Below are 18850 nucleotides of genomic sequence, written 5' to 3' on the forward strand. Positions count from 1 at the left end.
GCTAGGCGAGCGTCCCGAAACCACGCCGGTGGTCGAGGTGCGAGCGGCTACGCGAGCCGCGAGACCCCGTGACGCCCCGGGAATGTTTCGTTGCCCTGATGCTTTGAACTCGAAGCAACTGCGGAAGCCTCAACCGGAGACCGACGCAGCCACACGAGAGCGAGCAACGACATGTTGGCAATGCGATTCCACGAGCACGGCGGTCCCGAGGTCCTCATCCTCGACGAGGTGAGCAACCCCGAGCCAGGCCCCGGTCAGGTGCGGGTCCGGGTGGCGGCGACCTCGTTCAACGCCGTGGACGGCAACATCCGGGCCGGCTTCATGACCGGGCCGTTCCCGGTCGAGCTGCCCCACACCCCGGGCTCGGACGTCTCCGGCGTCGTCGACGCCGTCGGCGACGGGGTCTCCGGTCACTCGGTCGGCGACCGGGTCGTCGGGTTTCTGCCCATGACGGAGCCCGGTGCGTCGGCTGAGTACGTGCTCGCTCCCGCCGAGGTGCTGACCGCGGCGCCGTCGAGCATTCCGCTGGTCAACGCGGCAGCGCTGCCGCTTGTGGGGCTGACGGCGTACCAGGCGCTCTTCACCCACGCTGGCCTCGTCTCTGGCCAGCGGATCCTCATCACGGGCGCCGGGGGAGCGGTCGGGGCGTACGCGGTGCAGCTGGCGAAGGCGGCCGGTGCGTACGTCATCGCCACCGCGAGCTCGCGCAGCAGTGAGCTCGTGCGGGAGCGCGGGGCGGACGAGGTGCTCGACCTCTCCGTCGACGTGGTTGAGGCGATCTCGGAGCCGGTCGACGCGGTACTGAACCTGGCTCCGCTGGAGCCCGAGGCGTACGCCGCACTCACGGCGGTGGTGCGCGACGGAGGCGTGGTCGTCGGGACGACGGTGTGGATGCCGGCGCCGACGGACGAGGCGCGGGGTGTGCGTGGGGTCGACGTGTACGTCGAGTCGCGCGCTGACCAGCTGGCCGATCTCGTCGGTCGTGTCGACCGAGGCGAGCTGGTCGTCGACGTCGCGCAGCGGGTGGCGTACGAGGAGTCGGTGTCGGTGCACCGCGCGGCGAGCGAGGGCGGACTGCCGGCCGGCAAGACCGTCATCGTGGTCGAGCCCGAGCTGCGCTGAAGCCGCCGCGGGCCGGTCGCGTCCCGGCTGATGACTAGCATCGCCGCTGTGGTGGATGAGCCCAACGCGACCGGCCGAGCGGGCGCGGGGCTGACCGATGCGCAGCTCGGCACCTACTTCTCGCTGATCGAGGTCGTCAGCCTGCTGCGGCACGCGGTGGAGGAGCAGCTGAGGGACGCGGGCGGCCTGAGCTACGTGCAGTTCCAGCTGCTCGCGACGCTCGGGGACGCGGCGGACGGCCACTTGCGCATGACCGACCTCGCCGACGGTGTCGTCTACAGCCGGAGCGGACTGACTTACCAAGTCGGATTGCTGGAGAAGCGCGGGCTGGCCGTGCGGGGGGCGAGCCCCGAGGACGAGCGGACGGTCACGGTGAGCCTGACCGACGCGGGGCGGGAGGTGCTTGCGACGGTGTTCCCGGGGCACATCGAGGTCGTACGTCGGCTGCTGTTCACGGCGTTGAGCGAGGCACAGACCGAGCAGCTGGGCGGGTTGCTGGCGCCGGTGCGCGAGCAGATGCGGGCCGAGCCGCCGAGATCGGCGGGGGAGAGGCGCGGTCGGCGCTGAGCCCGTCGGCTCTGATGTGCAGCGCTCCTGCCCGGTGCTAACAGATTCCAATTTCTCCACGTCGGGCATCTTGGTGTCCCGGGTAAGGGCGTCCGCGCGAGCGCGGTCGGACCGACGGTGTGCTCGAGGTCGAATCGTGACCGCTGAGAGAACACTGCTGACGCAGGACGGCGGTCGAGGTGCCATGCCACGTGGCAGCGCCGCTAAGTGAAGTCGCCGTTGAGCAAGGTCGATCAGCTGGGACGTCCGCTGGCCGCTCGTGAGGCCAGGGACTCGACACGGTTGTCGCACGCCTCGCGAAGTTCGGTTGCGCGCAGTGCCCCCAACGCAGTCATGACGACCTGGTCGCCGGCCCTTCTGATCAGCCCGAGAGAGCCGAGGCGGCGCTCGGCCCGCGCCACGACCTCGCGATGGAGGTCCAGCGAGGACGCCAGCTGTTCTGCGCTGAAGGGCACGACGGCGTCTTCGCCGTCCTGGCCGTAGAGCAAGGCGAGGAGGGACGCCTTGGCCAGGTAGTAGACCTCGAGTCCGTTGAGGCCGTCGGCCTGGAGGTGGGCGAGCGACAGCACCCGGTCCGGAGTCATCTCCTCACCTGCATCGTCGAGGTCGCAGGCGATGCGTAGGAGCCCTTCCATGACCGCGGGCGTCTCGCGGGCGGCTCCGGCCAGATGAGCCAGGAATTCATCGTCGAAGCCGTCCGACTTCTCCAAGGCGAACGACCGATCGACCCCGAGCCTGCATATGTCCGTCTCAGCGTACGGCTCGAGCGAGAGCGCCACGTCGAACCGGTCGATCAGAGTGTCGCCCAGCTCACGGGTGGAGTCGGTGGCAACTACGAGAGGGGTGGTACGTCCGTCGTCGAACAGCCCGATGACCTCCAAGGAGGACCGGTGGTCGCGCAGGTGGGCGCCGATCTCCTCGAGGAGCAGGACGTGCCCGTTCCTCCATGCGTCGATGACTGCGGCCTTCAGCGCCGATGGTCCCGCGTGAGGGGAGACCCAGACAACGTCGCGCTCGAGCTCCCGTGCCAGCACAAGAGCGATGCTGCGGCACCCGGCTCCGTGCATGCGAGCCTGGAGCAGGACGGACAGTGGACCGCCACCGCGGGCGCTGTGTGCGCGTGCGGCAAGCCGCAGGCGCTCCACGACGAAGTCCTGGCCAAGGACGTCGTCCCACTCGACCGGACCATGACGCCGGTCCAGGTCCATGGTCGCGACTACACGCACGGGTGGCGCCGCGTCGATCGCGTCGTCAGGCTTCTGCTCGCCGGCGGCGGCCGAGGAGATGCTGGCGACGATCCGGTCCGCCTGGCGGTCCTGGCCATGTCGGAAGAAGGCGTAGCCCGTGCCGAACGAGAGGGCGTCCTCGAAGGCACTGTCGTTGTCATGGAAAGCGTCCATGACCGATCACGGTAGGCCGAGATCGCGATATGAGGACCCTTTTGGCAGCGCGCGACGGCGTGCCGCGAGATGGTCCTATGAAGCGCTGTCAACGGGAACACGCGCGTCGCGTTCGGCGGCTCCCCGCGGCCCCCGGATGCTGCTGTCGGAGTCCATCCGCAGTCGCGCAGTCCGCGAAGAAGCATCGCCAGAGGTCGAGCGGCGTCTCCCGGCGGTTCCCGTGAATGCGTAGCAGCGCGTGGCTGCGGGCCCCAGAGCCGAGGCGAAGGAGCCGGAGAGGGAATCTGCGTCCGTAGGGCGCGTAGGGGTGACCGACGCATTGAATTCCGCGCTCGCAGTCGTCAGCTTGCCGACGGCCGGAGTTGTGCGGCTTCGAGCAGATGAGTCGTCTGGCGAGGTCAGGTCCCGGATGTCCGCTGGACTCAGAAGGAAGGGCGCCGTGGACGCGATCTGGTTGGTCGCCGGCCTCTTCACAGGCGCGCCTTCTGCTTCGTCCCTCACCGTGGTCGTGGCGCAGAGGAGTTGGGTCGGGGACGCACGAACGGCTGAGGGAGCGACGGCGGCACGCGAGCGAAAGACCGGTGCACCTGAACCCATTTTGCAGAACGTGATTGCGAGCCGGGAGCGAGTGTCGCGGCGGCTCGGACGCGGAACGACTGGATCAGTGGGCGTCGAGCTGAGAAGCTGCTCGCATGCACAAGTCCGACCTGCGGAGGTGCGTGCTCGAGGCCCTCGACGCTCTGGGCGGCTCAGGCACTGTCGTCGAGGTGTGCCGCGAGGTCTGGGATCGACATGAGCACGAGCTCCGTCAGTCCGGTGACCTGTTCTTCACGTGGCAGTACGACATCCGATGGGCGGCCCAGCAGCTGCGCGACGAGGGAAGTCTGCAGCCGTCCGGTAGGGGAAGGCAGAGCAGGTGGACGATGGCTCCAGGTCGAGTGCAGTAGACGACAGAACTCGAGGGCGGCCCGATCGACTTGCCGACGGTGCCGTGTGCCCTGAAGGCAGGCAGATGGGGATCGTGCGGAGCAACATGGGCGCGCAGGTCGACAGCTCGAGAACTTCGTCCCCTGAGCCGTCATCGGCCGAGGTGTCCGCTCGTCTGAGTCGACAGTCGCGCCAGGGAACGGCCCCTGAGATGGCGATACGGCGTCGACTTCATGGTGACGGACTCCGGTACCGGGTGGGCTGGCCGGTGCCGGGGCGGTCGCGACGCAGCATCGACATCGCTTTCACGCGAGTGCGCGTGGGAGTGTTCATCGATGGCTGCTTCTGGCACGGGTGCCCGGATCATGCGACCTCACCACGCGCCAACAGCGCCTGGTGGCGCGAGAAGTTGGACCGCAACAGGGCTCGAGATCGAGACACCAACGAGGCGATGTCCGAGGCCGGATGGGTCGCGTTGAGGTTCTGGGAGCACGAAGACTCCGACGAGGCGGCCGATCGAATCCGAGACGTCGTCCACAGCCGTCGGTGAGCCTGTCGGGGGCGTCCCCGATTTGGCTCTAGCCTGTCTGACGTGGCTGGCGAAGCGAAAGTGATCGACCTGTTCGCGGGTTGCGGCGGGCTGACTGCGGGCTTCGAGTCCACGGGCCTTTTCCAGTCGGTGGCCGCCGTCGAGTGGGACTTCGACGCAGCGGCAACGTACGCGCACAACTTCGGGGACCACGTCCACGTCGGCGACATCGCGGACTGGACGAGCGGTGCCATTCCGCACGGCGATGTCGTCGTCGGCGGGCCCCCGTGCCAAGGCTTCTCAGGCCTCGGCAAGCAGGATCCTGCGGACCCTCGCAACGCGATGTGGACGCATTACGTCGAGACGCTCGAGAGGGTCCGGCCAACGTTCTTCCTGCTCGAGAACGTCCCGCAGTTCCTCAAGTCCGGTGAGTTCTCGGATCTGACGCAGCTCGCCCGTCCCGGAGGGAAGTTGGGCGCCTACGAGCTGGAAATCCACCTGGTCAACGCGGCCGATCACGGCGTCGCCCAGGCACGCCGTCGAGCATTCGTAGTGGGCCGGCCCCGGGGGACCCGCGAGACCGGGATGCCCGCACCTCGGTCGCCTCGCGACCTCCGCGATGCGTTGGAGCCGACACTCGAGCCTGAAGTGACGCGCATCGATCTGCCGCAAAGCAAGGTCGAGTTCCGGGGCCGTCAGATCCCCGGTGCCTTCAAGCTTCGGCAGCTGCACGTCACCCGCACCAAGACCGAGCTCTCGCGACTTCGGTATGCCGCTATCCCTCCAGGTGGCAACAGATTCGACATCCCGGACGAGTTGCTCAGTCCGTGCTGGCGCAAGCACCGGTCAGGCTCCGGGGACGTCATGGGCCGGCTACGGTGGGATCGACCCGCCGTCACCATTCGCACCGAGTTCTTCAAGCCCGAGAAGGGGCGTTACCTTCACCCCGACGAGGACCGCCCGATCACCCACGCCGAAGCCGCTGTGATCCAGGGTTTCGCGGAGTCCTTCGAGTGGTGCGGCACCAAGGCATCGATAGCCCGTCAGATCGGGAACGCCGTACCACCTCCGTTGGCTCAGTCGTTCGCCCTGTGGCTCGGAGAGCGCCTGCTCTGACCCCACGGCGTGTACGTCGTCGCGAGCACGGACACTCCGCATACGGTCGATAGATGCAACGCGTGCATGGCCTCTCGCCAATCCGGGTCATCGACCTTTTCGCCGGAGCCGGTGGGCTCTCACAGGGTTTCACACAGTCGAGCGAGCGTTATCAGGTCGCCGCAGCTGTCGAGCTGGACAAAGCGGCCGCGGCCACGTGGGCGGCCAATCACGGTCACCAGATTTTCTGGGGATCCGTCGACGAGTGGCTCGACTCAGATTCGGTCCCATCGGCAGATGTGGTCGTCGGCGGACCCCCCTGCCAAGGGTTCTCGATGATCGGTCGACGCGACCCGTGCGACCAGCGAAACAGCCTGTGGCGGTCCTTGATTGACACAGTGCTTGCCTCGGGCGCCAAGGCGTTCGTGATTGAGAACGTCCCCGCCTTCCTGAAGTCACCTCAATTCGAAGCGTTGTTGAACGAAGTATTACAAGGAATGCTGGCCGGTTTTAGGCTCAGCCACGCCGTGCTGAATGCAGCCGACTTCGGCGTGGCTCAAACCAGGAAGCGAGCTTTCGTTGTCGGCGTGCGACGCGATCTCGCCGACGTAGCTATCCCTCGCCCGACCGGGCAGATCAGGGCCACCGTGAGAGACGCGATCGGCGACGTCCGCCCATTCGCAGCCCGACGGGGACTCCCCAGTGGACGGGTCCGTTTCGAGGATGAGTGGTTACCCGGCCCCTTCACTACACCGAACCTGCACATCGGTCGTGACTACTCACCGCTGTCCCGTGCCAGGTTCCGAGCGGTGCCGTACGGCGGAAGCCGGCTCGACCTCCCGGATCATTTGTCCATGGATTGCTGGCGGCAGCATCCCAGGAGTGCGACGGACAGCCTGGGTCGGCTGACCTGGGAGAAGCCCGCAGGCACGGTCCGCACCGAGTTCTTCAAGCCGGAAAAAGGACGTTTCCTTCACCCGACGCAGGACCGAGCGATGACCCACTTCGAGGCCGCTCGCTTCCAAGGCTTTCCCGACGACTACCGATTCGTCGGCGATCTCGCTGACATCGCCAGACAGATTGGCAACGCGGTCCCACCGCCACTGGCGCGGGCAGTGGCCGACTGTCTTCTACCGGTGTTCGGCCAGGTCAGGACTCCGATCGGGGGCTCAGAGTGATTCCTGATCCTGTTGAACTGTCGCTGGTCTCGACTACCGTCTGACCCATCGACGACGACGAGGCGATCAGGTGCCGCGTCGGGGACAAGGAGTCTCCCAGCAATGCAGAACGCGCTTGACGGATGGGTCACGGGCCACGAAGCCGATCTCGTCGGCGTGGTGGAAACTCAGACCAGGGTCTGCCTGGCGGTTTACGGGAAGGACGCCTCGCGCGTGGCGCAAGACGCAAGAAATGAGCGTCGGATCGCGCAAGGCGGCTATTCAACTCGTCAGCTGGAGGAGCTTATTCAGAACGCAGTGGACGCGACGCGCGGCTCGGGCTCCCGAGTCGAGGTGCTTTTGACAGAAGAGTGCCTCTACGTCGCGAACGACGGCGAGCCCTTCACCGAGGCTGGAGTGCGGGCCGTAATGGCCTCGGACATCTCAGCAAAAGAAGACGAGGAGATTGGCAAATTTGGTATCGGCTTCAAGTCCGTGCTTGCGGTTTCGGACAGTCCGCAAATCTTCAGCAAAAGCGTAAGCCTCGGCTTCGACGGCCAGTGGTCGCGCGACAGGTTGATTGCAGCTGGTTTTGAGGAGACGCACTACCCAGTCATGCGTCTGGGGCGAGTTCTCGACGCTGCTGAATGGGCGGCTAGGGATGCCGACCTAGCAGACCTGATGGCCTGGGCGTCGACAGTGATCCGTTTGCCGCTGATCGAAGGGGATCTAGCGCTCGATAGACGACTCGCATCATTTCCCGCCGAGTTTATTCTCTTCTCCGACCACGTGCTGCGTGCCCGGTTTCGTGGCCGCGGTCGCGAGAAGACCTTCAGGGGAGACTGGGACGTCACCAAGCGGGCGGCCTCTGACGGATTCGTCGAGCTCGTGGCGGATGGCAAGGTCAGCCGATGGAAGGTGTGCGGCGTAAAACACCAACCCTCTGATCTCGCCCTGACTGACGGTGGGCACGCAGCTTCGCGGGAGGTCGTCGAAGTCAAGTACGCACTCAGGGTGCCGCCCAAGGTTTCGCTTGGGCGCTTCTGGGCGTTCTTCCCTACGTTTGATGAAACGACTTTGGCCGGGGTCGTCAACGCTCCCTGGAAGCTGAGTGACGATCGCACCCATCTCTTGGAAGGGCCTTTCAATAAAGAGCTCCTAGCCCTACTCCCTTCTCTGGTCGGAGACGCCATCGGTGTGCTTGGTGGTTCCGACGCGCCAATGGCGGCACTCGACGCCATGCCCGCACGCGGCAAGGAGGACCGCAATTGGGTGGACGGCTACATCAACGAGCCAGTCATGCTCAAGCTCAGTGGTCAACCGTGCATACCAGATGGGCGCGGACAGCTTCGCCGGCCCATTGAGATCAAGTGGGTTCCTGATTTCAGTGAAGGTCCCGAAGCCAAGGAGTCGCTCGGCGATTGGCTCAAAGAGTGGGCGGAGTCGCCGGGGGCCCCGATCGAACAATGGTTGCACCCCGGGGCGTATGCGACTCCTGAGCGTCGGCACAAGATCCGCCGTCTGAAGCGCCTGAGTGGCGACGATGGGCGGGGCGCGGCAGACATTACGGAGTGGTTGGAAGCATTAGTTTCTAGCGGTAGCGCTGAGTCATCCCGAGCTGCCATAGCGCTCGCCGCTAAGATAGTTGGGGACAGAGAGAGCGGCCGACCCGGCGTCAGTCAGGCTTTCGCTGACGCCGCGCGAAAATCACGCATAATTCGATTGGAAGACGGCAGCTTCACGGCTCCTCGACGCGGGCGTGTGTTCGTGCGGAGCGGAGAATCCAAAAGGCAGGCTGACGTGGCCTATGTCGACCCAGCTCTTGCTAGCAGTGATGATGTCAAGCGGTCTCTGTCTGTTCTCGGTGTCAGGGTCATGGACCGTCGAGGGGAACTCGCCGCCCTTCTGGCGCGAACCCGGTCGGTAGACGCTGCTCGGAAGGGGGCCGTTTGGTCAGAGATTTGGCAGATCCTTCGGGAACTGCCAAGTGCCACCGCGATCACAGTCCTACAAGAGGAACTGGGCGATAACCTTTCTGAGCTCGTGTGGCTGCGAACTGCAGAGGGTCGATGGGCTACGCCTGAGCACGCACTCTTGCAGGGGCGCATCATTTCTGGCGCTGACCCGAAAGACCGTGCCTTTTTGATTGATCCCGTGTTTCACGCTGCCGACGAAGATTTGCTGCGTAAGGTGGGTGCCGTGGATGCTCCTACTCGGCGCTACACCGTAAGTGAAGAGCCGTGGGTCTCAGAGTACAAGGCTCAGCTTCGGGCCGCATTCATTGAGAATGCTCAGGGTCGTCCAGATCCAGGCAGTGTCATTGTCCGCGGGGTAGATCCGCTCTGGCCGCTAAGCATGATCGCGAAGCTCGGGGACGAAGGGCGTGCTAACGCTACAGAACACTTGATGACGCACGCGTCCGCCGAGCCCTGGACCGCGCGGCACAAGACTGTGAAGGCGCACAGGCCAATCCAGGGTCTGCATCCCGATATCTGGTTCATAAAGCGGCACGGAGTGCTGCGCACGTCTTTCGGTCTTACGCCGGTCAAGCACGCGATCGCCCCTGAGAGCGGGGTTGACTCTGACATATTTCCCGTGGCGAAGGCGACTTTCCAGAGCGCGCTTCTGGGTCTGAAAGCTTCTATCGATGACCTCACGTCGTCCGACTGGACGTGGATGAAGGCTCGCGTCGACCGTTGGCGGGATCCAGCAGACGAGCAGAGGCGGTACAACTTCTATGCCTGGTTTGCCTACTACAACGAGCCCACGGATCTACTCGTCCGCGTCGGCCGCGACAACCAGATGGCGGCCCCCAACGCCATCGGGGTCACACGGGACCGCGGTGTCTACGAGTCGATGCTGGAAGCGCACGTACCGGCCATGTTCGTCGAGGACTCCGAGGATGCAGATGACGTCGCCTACCTGATCGAGAAGTGGGGGTTGGTCGATGCCAAGCAGTTGCTGCAGGAGGAAGTTGTCGTCGAGACATCCGGCGAGGCCGGCTACCTGCTCGATCTCTTCCCGCCTCTGAAGGCGCACCTGAACGACGTGGAGGACCACGACCTGCGGTTGCAGCCTTGTAGTCGCATCGTGCGGATGGTGGCGACGCCCCGAGGACAGGCGGCGCGACCCATGAAGCACCGGCGGGACGGCGAAACCCTCTTCGTCACGGCCGCCTCTCCGGAGGGCCGTCTGCAGCAGGTTTCAGACGAGCTGCAGCTCGGGATGTCCAAGGCGCACATTGATGCCGTTTTCGCGGACATGGAGAAGAAGAAGGTCAATGCCACGCGGCGCGCCGTCCGCGACGCCGCGGACGACCTGGACCGCCTTGTTGCGGCGGTCGGCGAGCAACCGCTGCGTCGCTCCGTGCCGCGGCCCGCCCTCGATGCTCTCGAGAATGACGGTCCCTTGGATTCCCGTAGTGTCGCGAAACTGGCGTACTCGGTCCACGGTGTAGGCATTCTCAAGCAGCTTCGATCCGCGCTCGATGAAGCCGGTCTCGAGCCGCCCCGCGAGTGGTCCGGCCGGCGCACGACCCGTCAGTGGGTTGCTTCCTTGGGGTTCCCCCTGGACTGGGCGGGTTTCCCGTCCGCCGATCGTCCGGCTGTGGAACTAGTGGACGGTCCGGCCGTGCTTCCCCCGCTCCACGAGTATCAAGGGCAGGTCACGAGGCGGATCACTCACCTTCTCGAGGGAGGAGGACCCGACCGCGGCATGGTCTCGCTCCCCACGGGAGCAGGTAAGACCCGTGTGACTGTCGAAGCCCTGGTCCGCGCTTTCGCGGACGGCACACTCGACGAGTCCCGACCTCTGCTCTGGATCGCTCAAACCGATGAGCTGTGCGAGCAGGCAGCTGAGACGTGGGCCTACGTCTGGCGCGCAATAGGCCCGGGCAAGAGCTTGCGCTTGGGACGACTGTGGGCGAGCAACGAGGTGGCCGAAGAGCCAGGGACGCTGCAGATCGTCGTCGCGACGATCCAGAAGTTGAGCTCGGTGAAGGACCGCCCGGCGGACGACTACGACTGGCTGACCGATCCGTCCGTCGTCGTCATCGACGAGGCCCACACGTCCATCAGCTCCAGCTACACCCAGGTGCTCGAATGGACCCAACGGTCCACTCGAGGCCGTGACAAGGAGGCACGACGACCGCTGATCGGTCTCACGGCGACGCCGTTCAGGGGGATGTCGGAGGAGGAGACGGCGCGACTCGCCCGGCGATATGACAGCAACCGTCTCGACCGCAACGCCTTCCTCGACGATGACGACCCGTACGGCGAGTTGCAGGACCAGCAGATCCTGGCGACCGTGAGGCACGAGCTGCTCGATGGCGCGGACGTGCGCTTGTCGTCGAAGGACGTGGCGGAGATCGAAGAGTTCGGCCGGTTGCCGGCGGCCATCAGCGAGAAGCTGGGCGAGGACCTGAATCGCACGCAACGCGTGGTCGACTCGATAGCCCGGCTGCCCGAGGATTGGAGCGTGCTCGCGTTCGCCCCGTCGGTGGAGAACGCCCGTGTTATGGCGGCTCTGCTGACCAACGCGGGCGTGCAGGCCGTTTCGGTGTCCGCGAGCACCGAGCCAGCGGCTCGCAAGCACTACGTGGAAGAGTTCAAGGCTGGTCGCATCCGCGTGTTGACGAACTACAACGTGTTCACGCAAGGCTTCGACGCTCCGAAGGTCCGGGCGGTGTATGTGGCTCGTCCGACCTTCAGCCCCAACGTCTACCAGCAGATGATCGGCCGGGGGTTGCGCGGTCCGAGAAACGGTGGCTCCGAGGAGGTCCTGATCGTTAACGTCAAGGACAACCTCGACCAGTACGGTGATCGGCTCGCTTTCCAGGACTTCGAGTACCTGTGGGACCGCAAGCAGGGTGCCGGCGCGGAGAGCGATGTCTGATATCGACCTGGACAAGGAACAGATGCAGGTCGCCACGGCGGCGCCCGGCACCCGACAAGTAGTCATTGCCGGTCCTGGGAGCGGGAAGACGGAGGTCGTCGCGGCCCTCATCGAGAGCCTCGTCGACGACCACGACGTCGATCCCGACGACGGCATCGTGATCATCAGCTTCTCCAACGCCGCCGTCACTGCGGCACAAAGGCGGCTAGTCACTGCTGGCTTCACGACCGTGCGACCGCGCACGCTGGACTCCCTGGCGGCGGGCATTCTGGCCGACCTTGCGGCCGTCGACTGGGCACCTCTCGGCTTCGAGGACCGCATCCGCTTGGCGACCCGGCTCCTGTCTGAGGAGAACTGGGACGCCCTGGACGACATCGAACACCTGGTCGTCGATGAGATCCAGGACGTAGTCGGCACCCGCGCGCGATTTCTCTTGGCGTTGCTGGACAACCTGGACGACAGCGCGGGGTTCACCCTCCTGGGTGACCCGGCTCAGGCCATCTACGACTTTCAGCTTCGGGAGGCGGGTGACAAGCGTGACGCAGAACTGGGTTCCGATCGCTTCCTCGGCGAGGTTTTGGGCGACGCCGGGGTTCTCAGAGTCGTCCTCGAAGGTCAGTACCGCGCCAGGACACGCGAGGCTCGCGCAGCCGCCGACTTGCGGCATTACGTCGCCGAGTCGAGCAAGGCGCCCTACGCGGTAGAGGATTTCGAAGCCGACCTCATCCATGTCGGTGACGTCCAGCTGGCGGCATCTCTACTGCACGGTTGGGGTGGCGTCACGGCCTTCCTGGTCGAGAACAACGGTCAGGCGTTGCTGGTCGCAGACGAGTTGACCCGGTCGGGCATCGACGTGGAGCTGAGGCGGTCCGTGCACGAACAGCCGTTGCCGTCGTGGATCGCGCGCGAGCTCGCCGACAGCCCGGTCATCGGAGTGACACGCGAGGATTTTTTCAGGGCGTACGACGACGAGGAACTCGCTCAGGAACGGTGGCGCGCGCTTCGTGGCATCACCGGGGCTCGTGGCAGAGAGCTGGATCTGCGACGTCTCGTAGAGCGGTTGGGACAGCCCGGTGTTGCGTCGATGCTTCCTCCGGACTCAGGTGCGCCCCCCGTCGTGGTCTCGACGGTGCACCGCGCCAAAGGACTGGAGTTCGACAACGCCGTGCTCGTCCGTTTCCCGGACAAGCCCTGGCTCGAGAAGATGCCTGAGCACGACAGGGTTCGGTTCGTCGCACTGACGCGCGCGCGCGGACGCATCGTGGTTGCCGACGGCCCCGACGACCGGCATGTCAAGCGACTGCAGCGGTCCCGGCGTGGACGCTGGATCAACGGCGGCCACAAGAAATGGATGACCTTCGGCGTTCAGGTGATGACGGACGACATCGATCAGGGCCACCCTCCCGGCGACGACGCAGAGCAGGTCCAGCAATGGTTGCGTAGCGACAACGTCGCGGGCACGCAGGTCACTTTTGAGCTCGACGAGCGTCGCTCAGCGTCTGAGCGCCCGTGCTTTGCCCTGAAGCATGCCGAACTTGTCATCGGTCGCACCAGCCCGGAGTTCGGCGAAGAACTTGGACGGCGCATCACAAAGCGACACCAGGACGGCAGTTTCGCGGCGCATCTGGGCGAGGCGACCATCGACAGGGTCGTGAGCGTGGCCGGGCCGCGTTGCGCGGAGATGCCCGGGGCCCACGGCCTGTGGCTGGCTCCCTCGCTGGCGTCCATGGTGCCCATCAGCTACACGACGGAAGAGGACGCATGACACTCGACCCTTGGTACGAAGCCCGACGCCACATGGTCGAGGCTGTCCGGCTCGACCTGACGGGAACCTCGGATGAGGTCCTCGCTGAGGACCCGCTCGAGCGATTCGTCGTCGGGATCCTCCACCCTCGCGTGGCGGACGGTTCGTCGGAGCCGATCGAGGTGGCCGACGACGCCGCCGACAACGATGCAGGCACACAACCCGACGCGGCGTACGACCCGGCCGTCTCGTTCGCACACCTGAGGTACCCCTCGTCGATGGGGCTGACCGTCGGCCTGAGCGAGGCGGCGCGGCACTTGAACGTCGAGGTGAGCGCCGACCGGTACGAGCGCTCGGAAGCCGGCAGGGACTGGGCGGTGGTAGCGGCGCGCCGCGTCGTCCGGGTCGACCTGGAGGACGTGCCGAAGGAGGGCTGGGAGGTAACGGACGGACTCCTGCTCCGGGTCGTTTCGCGACGCGCACGTCAGGGCACTCGAAGCGTGACGCTGGTGATCGTGAACACGCAGCCCCGTCCCGACAAGGGACGATCGGACGCCCAGTGCTGGTTCCGTCCTCGCATCAGCGTGCGCGCGACCGAGGGTGAGTTCGTCGACCGTGGGGGCCGAGCCTCGGTGGGTGGCGAGAAGGACCTTGAGACCAACGACCTGCTCTACCGGCGGCAGCGCAACGTGGCGGTCGGTCACGGAGTCTCGGTGACATGGAACGACGGGACCGTCATCGACGAGGTCAGCACGACGTTCTTCCCCGAGCACGACCTGCAGCTGGCGGACGCCTCGCGTGACGACGTACCCCCACTCGACATGGCCGCCCTCGCTGCCGGAGACCTCGGGGCGGCTCACGCCTTGATTGCCGCGTACGCGAAGTGGATCGACGAACTTGATGACGGGCTCGCGGACCTCTCGTCGGAGCAGATGACCACGCTCGATCGCCACAAGTCGGACGCCCTCATCGCGCTGGAGCGGATGAAGCGGGGTCTGGCGTTGGTCGAAGAGGGAGTGGCGGCCACTGCGTTCTCGGCGATGAACTCCGTCATGCGCGAGCAGCGCAGGCGCCAGGAGATGATTCGAAAGAATCTCGACCAGGCTCCTGAGGACGTCACGGCGGAGTGGCGGCCGTTCCAGTTGGCGTTCGTCCTGATGAACCTCGAAGGCTTGCTCGATCCGGCCTCAGACGAGCGAGACCTCGCTGACGTCCTGTGGTTCCCCACGGGCGGTGGAAAGACCGAGGCCTACCTGGGTCTGATCTCTTTCAGCCTCGTTCTGCGGCGTCTTCGAGCCGAGAGCGTGGCCGCGGGCGCCGGTGTCGGCGTCATCATGCGGTACACCCTGCGCTTGTTGACCCTGCAGCAGTTCGAGCGAGCCGCCGGCCTCATCTGTTCGCTCGAGGACTGGCGCCTTCAGCAGGACCGCGAGATGGCTCCGTTCTCGATCGGGCTCTGGGTCGGCCAAGGCGCGACCCCGAACAACATCAAGAACGCAGCGTCCGCCCTCCGCAAGCGCCAGAACGACCAGCATCCCGGTGAGGACGGCGACCCCGTCCAGCTTCTGCGCTGCCCGTGGTGCGGGCACGAGCTGACACCGCACGACTACGAGGCCGACAAACTAGCGGACGAGCTGCGGGTCAGGTGCCCTCGGTCGACGTGCCGCTATTTCGGACGCGAGGGACTCCCCGTCCACCTCATCGACAGCGACGTCTACCGGGAGCGACCGTCTTTGGTGATCGGCACGGTGGACAAGTTCGCGATGCTGGCCTGGAATGAGGACAGCGGACGCATCCTGGGAGTCGGATCGTCGGCTCCGCCGGACCTCATCGTCCAGGACGAGCTGCACCTCATCGCAGGCCCTCTGGGCACGCTCGTCGGCCTCTACGAGACGGGCATCGACTACCTGGCCACCGACCGTGGGTCCGGCGTCCGACCGAAACTGGTCGCTTCCACCGCCACGATCCGCAGGGCGCGCGAACAGGTCAAGGCGGTCTTCGATCGCGACGCGCGTCAGTTCCCTCCGCCCGGTCTGGACGCCGGCGACTCGTTCTTCGCGGTCGATGCTTCCGCCGAGGTGAAGGGCACCAGGAAGTACGTCGGCCTGATGGCGCCGAGCACGAGTCACGCCACGCTGCTGGTCCGCACGTACGCCGCGCTGCTTCAGGGTGCAGCGGACCTCGACGCGTCGGACGAGGTGAAGGACGCCTACTGGACCCTGCTGGGCTACTTCAACAGTCTCCGTGTGCTCGGCGCGGCCTACATTCAGTCGATCGACGACGTCGTCGACAGGATCAAGGTGGTGGCCCGGCGCTCCGGCTCGACTCCGCGCCCGATCAGCGATCCGCGTGAGTTGACTTCGCGCAAGCAGGCCAGCGAGATCCCGGAGGAGCTTGCGGCCCTCGAGACCGCCATGACCGACGACGACTGCCCCGACGTCGTCCTGGCCACGAACATGATCTCGGTCGGCGTCGACGTCGACCGTCTGGGCCTGATGGTGGTGATGGGTCAGCCGCAGACGACGTCGGAGTACATCCAGGCCACCAGCCGGGTCGGTCGACAGAAGCCCGGCCTCGTGATGACCCTGCTCAACGCCAGTCGGTCGCGCGACCTGTCCCACTTCGAGGGGTTCACCTCCTACCACCGCTCGCTCTACAGCCAGGTGGAGGCCACGAGCGCGACGCCGTTCGCAGCGAGAGCGCTGGACCGTGGCCTGCACGGGCTCCTGATCCTCCTGGCCCGGCACACGGTGCCGGGGGCGTCGGACGACAAGTCGGTCGACGTACCGGTGTCGGGTGACGAGCTGGACGACCTCGTCGAGGTGATCACTGCCCGGGCCAGGCGGTCCGAGGCCAAGGCTGCCTCGTCCGTGGAGGCAGCATTGGAGGCGCTGATCGAGAGATGGAGCGAAGCAGTCGACGACGACGGCGTCGACCGATACGCACGCTGGCAGTTCCAGAGCAAAGACCTGCTTTCTCTCATGGTCCCCGCCGGCACGGACGTAGCGGGTCCGGAGGAGGAGTCCGCGCTCGTCGAGCAGTTCCCGCCGCAGGAAGCGCCCTGGCCGACCCTCACCAGCCTCCGGAACGTGGACCGTGAGAGCACTCTGAAGATCATCTCCACCAAGCAGACGAAGGCGGTGTCGTCCGATGGCGACGAGTGACAAGCCGAGAGCGCGACAGTCGCAACTGGTCACGACGTACGGCGTAGGGTCTCTCTTCCCTGCGGGTGACCAGAGCTTCATCATCTGCGGCACCGAGGACTGGGACGACCGCTTCGCCGCCGCCGTCGAGGAACCGAGGTTGGCGAAGTCGCTCGGCGTCCACACTTTCCGCTCGCCGCCTACTGGAAGGCGGGCAGGGGACATCCCGGTCGTCCGGTTCCCGACCTTCGCCTACTGCCCAGACTGTCGACGACTGGCGCGGTTCTGGGAGTTCAACGCGCGGAAGATGCGCTGCGAGGACTGCGAGCGGGACCTGACCCCGTCTCGTTTCGTAGCGTGTTGCGAAGCAGGGCACATCGAGGACTTTCCGTACTTCCAGTGGGTCCACACCGGAGGGCACGCATCCGAGGGCAAGCACGCGTTGCGACTCGTCACCCGGGGCGCTTCCTCATCACTGTCGGACATCGAGATCAAGTGCTCGTGCGGCCTTTCGAGGTCCCTGGCCGGCTCGTTCTCCAGTGCCGCCCTGGTCGGTGTGCGGTCCTGCAAGGGAAAGCGGCCCTGGCTCCCGGGGGCACCCGACGAGCAGTGCGACAAGCGTCTGCGTGTCCTTCAGAGAGGTTCGTCGAACGTCTGGTTCGCCGCCGTTCGTTCGGCGCTTTCCATCCCGCCATGGTCCGGTCCGGCGCACCGGCTGGTGTCCCGCAACTGGGATCTACTTAAGAACGCCGCGGGGCCCGACCTCGAGGGACGCCTCTCAGAGCTGGCCGCCGGCAGCAAAGGCGTCACGGTGGCCGAGCTCCGCGAGGTCGTCGAGCGGCGATTGGGGCTCCACTCCAGTGCCGGGGGGGACTTCAGCGAGCAGAAGCTGCGAACCCAGGAGTACGAGGCGCTCAGCAAGGGCAACGACGCGGGTTCGCGAGACAACTTCCAGTGCGAACCGAAAGCGGTCGGGTCGCGACTGTCGGGCGTGGTAGCGCAGGTCAGCGCGGTCAACCGGCTGCGCGAGGTGCGCGCTCTGCAAGGCTTCTCACGCGTCACCCCGAAGACCGGTGAGACACCCGACTCACCTCTGGCGCCTCTCAGCGCGCAACCCGTCGGCTGGCTGCCGGCGACCGAGGTACTGGGGGAGGGGGTCTTCGTGCGGTTGGACGAGGCGTTCGTCGAGCGGTGGGAGTCCGACCCTGAGGTCGTCAGTCGTCATGCGTCCCTCGAGCAGTCGATGAAGCAGCGAGCCGAGGAGTACGAAGCCGGTAATGCCGGCGAGACCCCGTCTCCGCGTTTCGTCGCCGTCCACTCGCTGGCGCACGCTCTCTTGCAGGAGCTCAGCCTGGAAGCCGGCTACCCGGTCGGCTCCTTACGGGAACGCATCTACGCGGACACCGGACAGGCCGGCATCCTCATCTACACCGCGTCGTCCGACGCGGCCGGCAGCCTGGGTGGTCTCGCGGCGCTGGCCCGCACGGAGGTGCTCGAGCGGATGGTGGTGGCCGCGGTGCGACGCGCCGCCTGGTGCTCGAACGATCCGGTATGCCGCGAGGCAGGACCGTCCGGGAGCGACGGCCTCAATCTCGCCGCCTGTCATGCCTGCATGCTGCTGCCGGAGACCAGCTGCGAGCACCGCAACATCTTCCTCGACCGAGCCGCCCTAGTGGGTACGCACGAAGAATCGCCGGCGCCGCTGATGGCGACCCTGGAGAAGGAGGACTGACGACCAGCGATCAGTTCTGGTGGGGCAGCGAGCACAGAGGCCGGAAGTCGCACGAGGTGCAGCGACGCGTTCGCTCTTCGCTGCTGTGCGCCGAAGGGCCTCGCAATAGTCGCGTCGCTGGATGTCGCCAGCTAGACCCGCCACCTGCTCGCGGCTCTCTGCGATCACGTCGTCCGACAGTGGCACCGTCAACTCGCGCCGGTCGGGATCAGGCTCGGCGAGGTAACGCACCAGGCCCGACTCGGGCTCGTACTCCAGCTCCTGCTTTGCGGCGATCGCGTCGGTGGAGACCTGGAGTCGCATCTCTTCCTCGTCGAGCGCGTCGTGGTTGTCGCTCACCGCTTCTCCGGACTTGAGATCGACGATCGAGATCCGCGGGGGACTGTCGCGTCGTACGACGTCGATCGCCCCCGTGATGAGCACGTTCTCCTCGGGCAACAAGACTTCGAACTCACGCTCGGGCTCGAACTCCAGTTCGGCGAGCTCGTCGCCGTACGTCACGACGTAGGGCGACGACACGGGCGCCGGGACTGCTGAAGGA

At 66.0% G+C, this 18850-nt stretch carries 11 protein-coding genes; 9 read left to right on the plus strand and 2 right to left on the minus strand.

What is annotated here, in order from left to right:
• The first annotated feature begins 171 nt into the window (after positions 1–171).
• Both KLP28_13370 and KLP28_13375 read left to right on the plus strand, forming a co-directional pair.
• Positions 172–1122, plus strand: a complete 951-nt coding sequence (locus KLP28_13370; protein ID QWC84548.1) for an NADP-dependent oxidoreductase — start codon at positions 172–174, stop codon at positions 1120–1122.
• A 30-nt stretch (positions 1123–1152) separates the two neighbouring features.
• On the plus strand, positions 1153–1689 hold the full coding sequence (locus KLP28_13375; protein QWC84549.1) for a MarR family transcriptional regulator: 537 nt from the start codon (positions 1153–1155) through the stop codon (positions 1687–1689).
• Between the two features lie 233 nt (positions 1690–1922).
• Here KLP28_13375 and KLP28_13380 read toward each other — a convergent pair whose 3' ends face one another.
• Positions 1923–3089 carry a helix-turn-helix domain-containing protein gene (locus tag KLP28_13380; protein ID QWC84550.1) on the minus strand — a complete coding sequence of 389 codons (1167 nt, stop codon included), beginning with the start codon at positions 3087–3089 and terminating at the stop codon, positions 1923–1925.
• Between the two features lie 1033 nt (positions 3090–4122).
• On the opposite strand from KLP28_13380, the gene KLP28_13385 reads away from it, so the two are divergent.
• The 7 genes from KLP28_13385 (at position 4123) to KLP28_13415 (ending at position 18309) form a co-directional block, all read left to right on the plus strand.
• Positions 4123–4566: a very short patch repair endonuclease gene (locus KLP28_13385; GenBank protein ID QWC86982.1), complete on the plus strand. Its 444-nt coding sequence runs from the start codon at positions 4123–4125 to the stop codon at positions 4564–4566.
• 42 nt (positions 4567–4608) lie between these two features.
• Positions 4609–5661, plus strand: coding sequence for a DNA cytosine methyltransferase (locus KLP28_13390; protein ID QWC84551.1), 1053 nt, complete (start codon positions 4609–4611; stop codon positions 5659–5661).
• A gap of 53 nt (positions 5662–5714) precedes the next feature.
• Positions 5715–6818 carry a DNA cytosine methyltransferase gene (locus KLP28_13395; GenBank protein ID QWC84552.1) on the plus strand — a complete coding sequence of 368 codons (1104 nt, stop codon included), beginning with the start codon at positions 5715–5717 and terminating at the stop codon, positions 6816–6818.
• A 102-nt stretch (positions 6819–6920) separates the two neighbouring features.
• Entirely contained in the window at positions 6921–11690 is a 4770-nt protein-coding gene (locus KLP28_13400) for a DEAD/DEAH box helicase family protein (protein ID QWC84553.1), read from the plus strand.
• Positions 11683–13455: an ATP-dependent helicase gene (locus KLP28_13405; protein QWC84554.1), complete on the plus strand. Its 1773-nt coding sequence runs from the start codon at positions 11683–11685 to the stop codon at positions 13453–13455. Before KLP28_13400 ends, KLP28_13405 begins: the two co-directional genes overlap by 8 nt.
• Complete coding sequence (locus KLP28_13410) at positions 13452–16598, plus strand: helicase C-terminal domain-containing protein (GenBank protein QWC84555.1); 3147 nt, start codon at positions 13452–13454, stop codon at positions 16596–16598. Before KLP28_13405 ends, KLP28_13410 begins: the two co-directional genes overlap by 4 nt.
• Positions 16585–18309, plus strand: a complete 1725-nt coding sequence (locus tag KLP28_13415) for a DUF1998 domain-containing protein (GenBank protein QWC84556.1) — start codon at positions 16585–16587, stop codon at positions 18307–18309. Before KLP28_13410 ends, KLP28_13415 begins: the two co-directional genes overlap by 14 nt.
• On the opposite strand, the gene KLP28_13420 is transcribed toward KLP28_13415, so the two are convergent.
• Complete coding sequence (locus KLP28_13420; protein QWC84557.1) at positions 18247–18828, minus strand: PD-(D/E)XK nuclease family protein; 582 nt, start codon at positions 18826–18828, stop codon at positions 18247–18249. The two genes, KLP28_13415 and KLP28_13420, sit on opposite strands and share 63 nt — an antisense overlap.
• Positions 18829–18850 lie beyond the last annotated feature (22 nt).

It is taken from the genome of Nocardioidaceae bacterium, assembly GCA_018672315.1.
Lineage (GTDB): Bacteria > Actinomycetota > Actinomycetes > Propionibacteriales > Nocardioidaceae > TYQ2.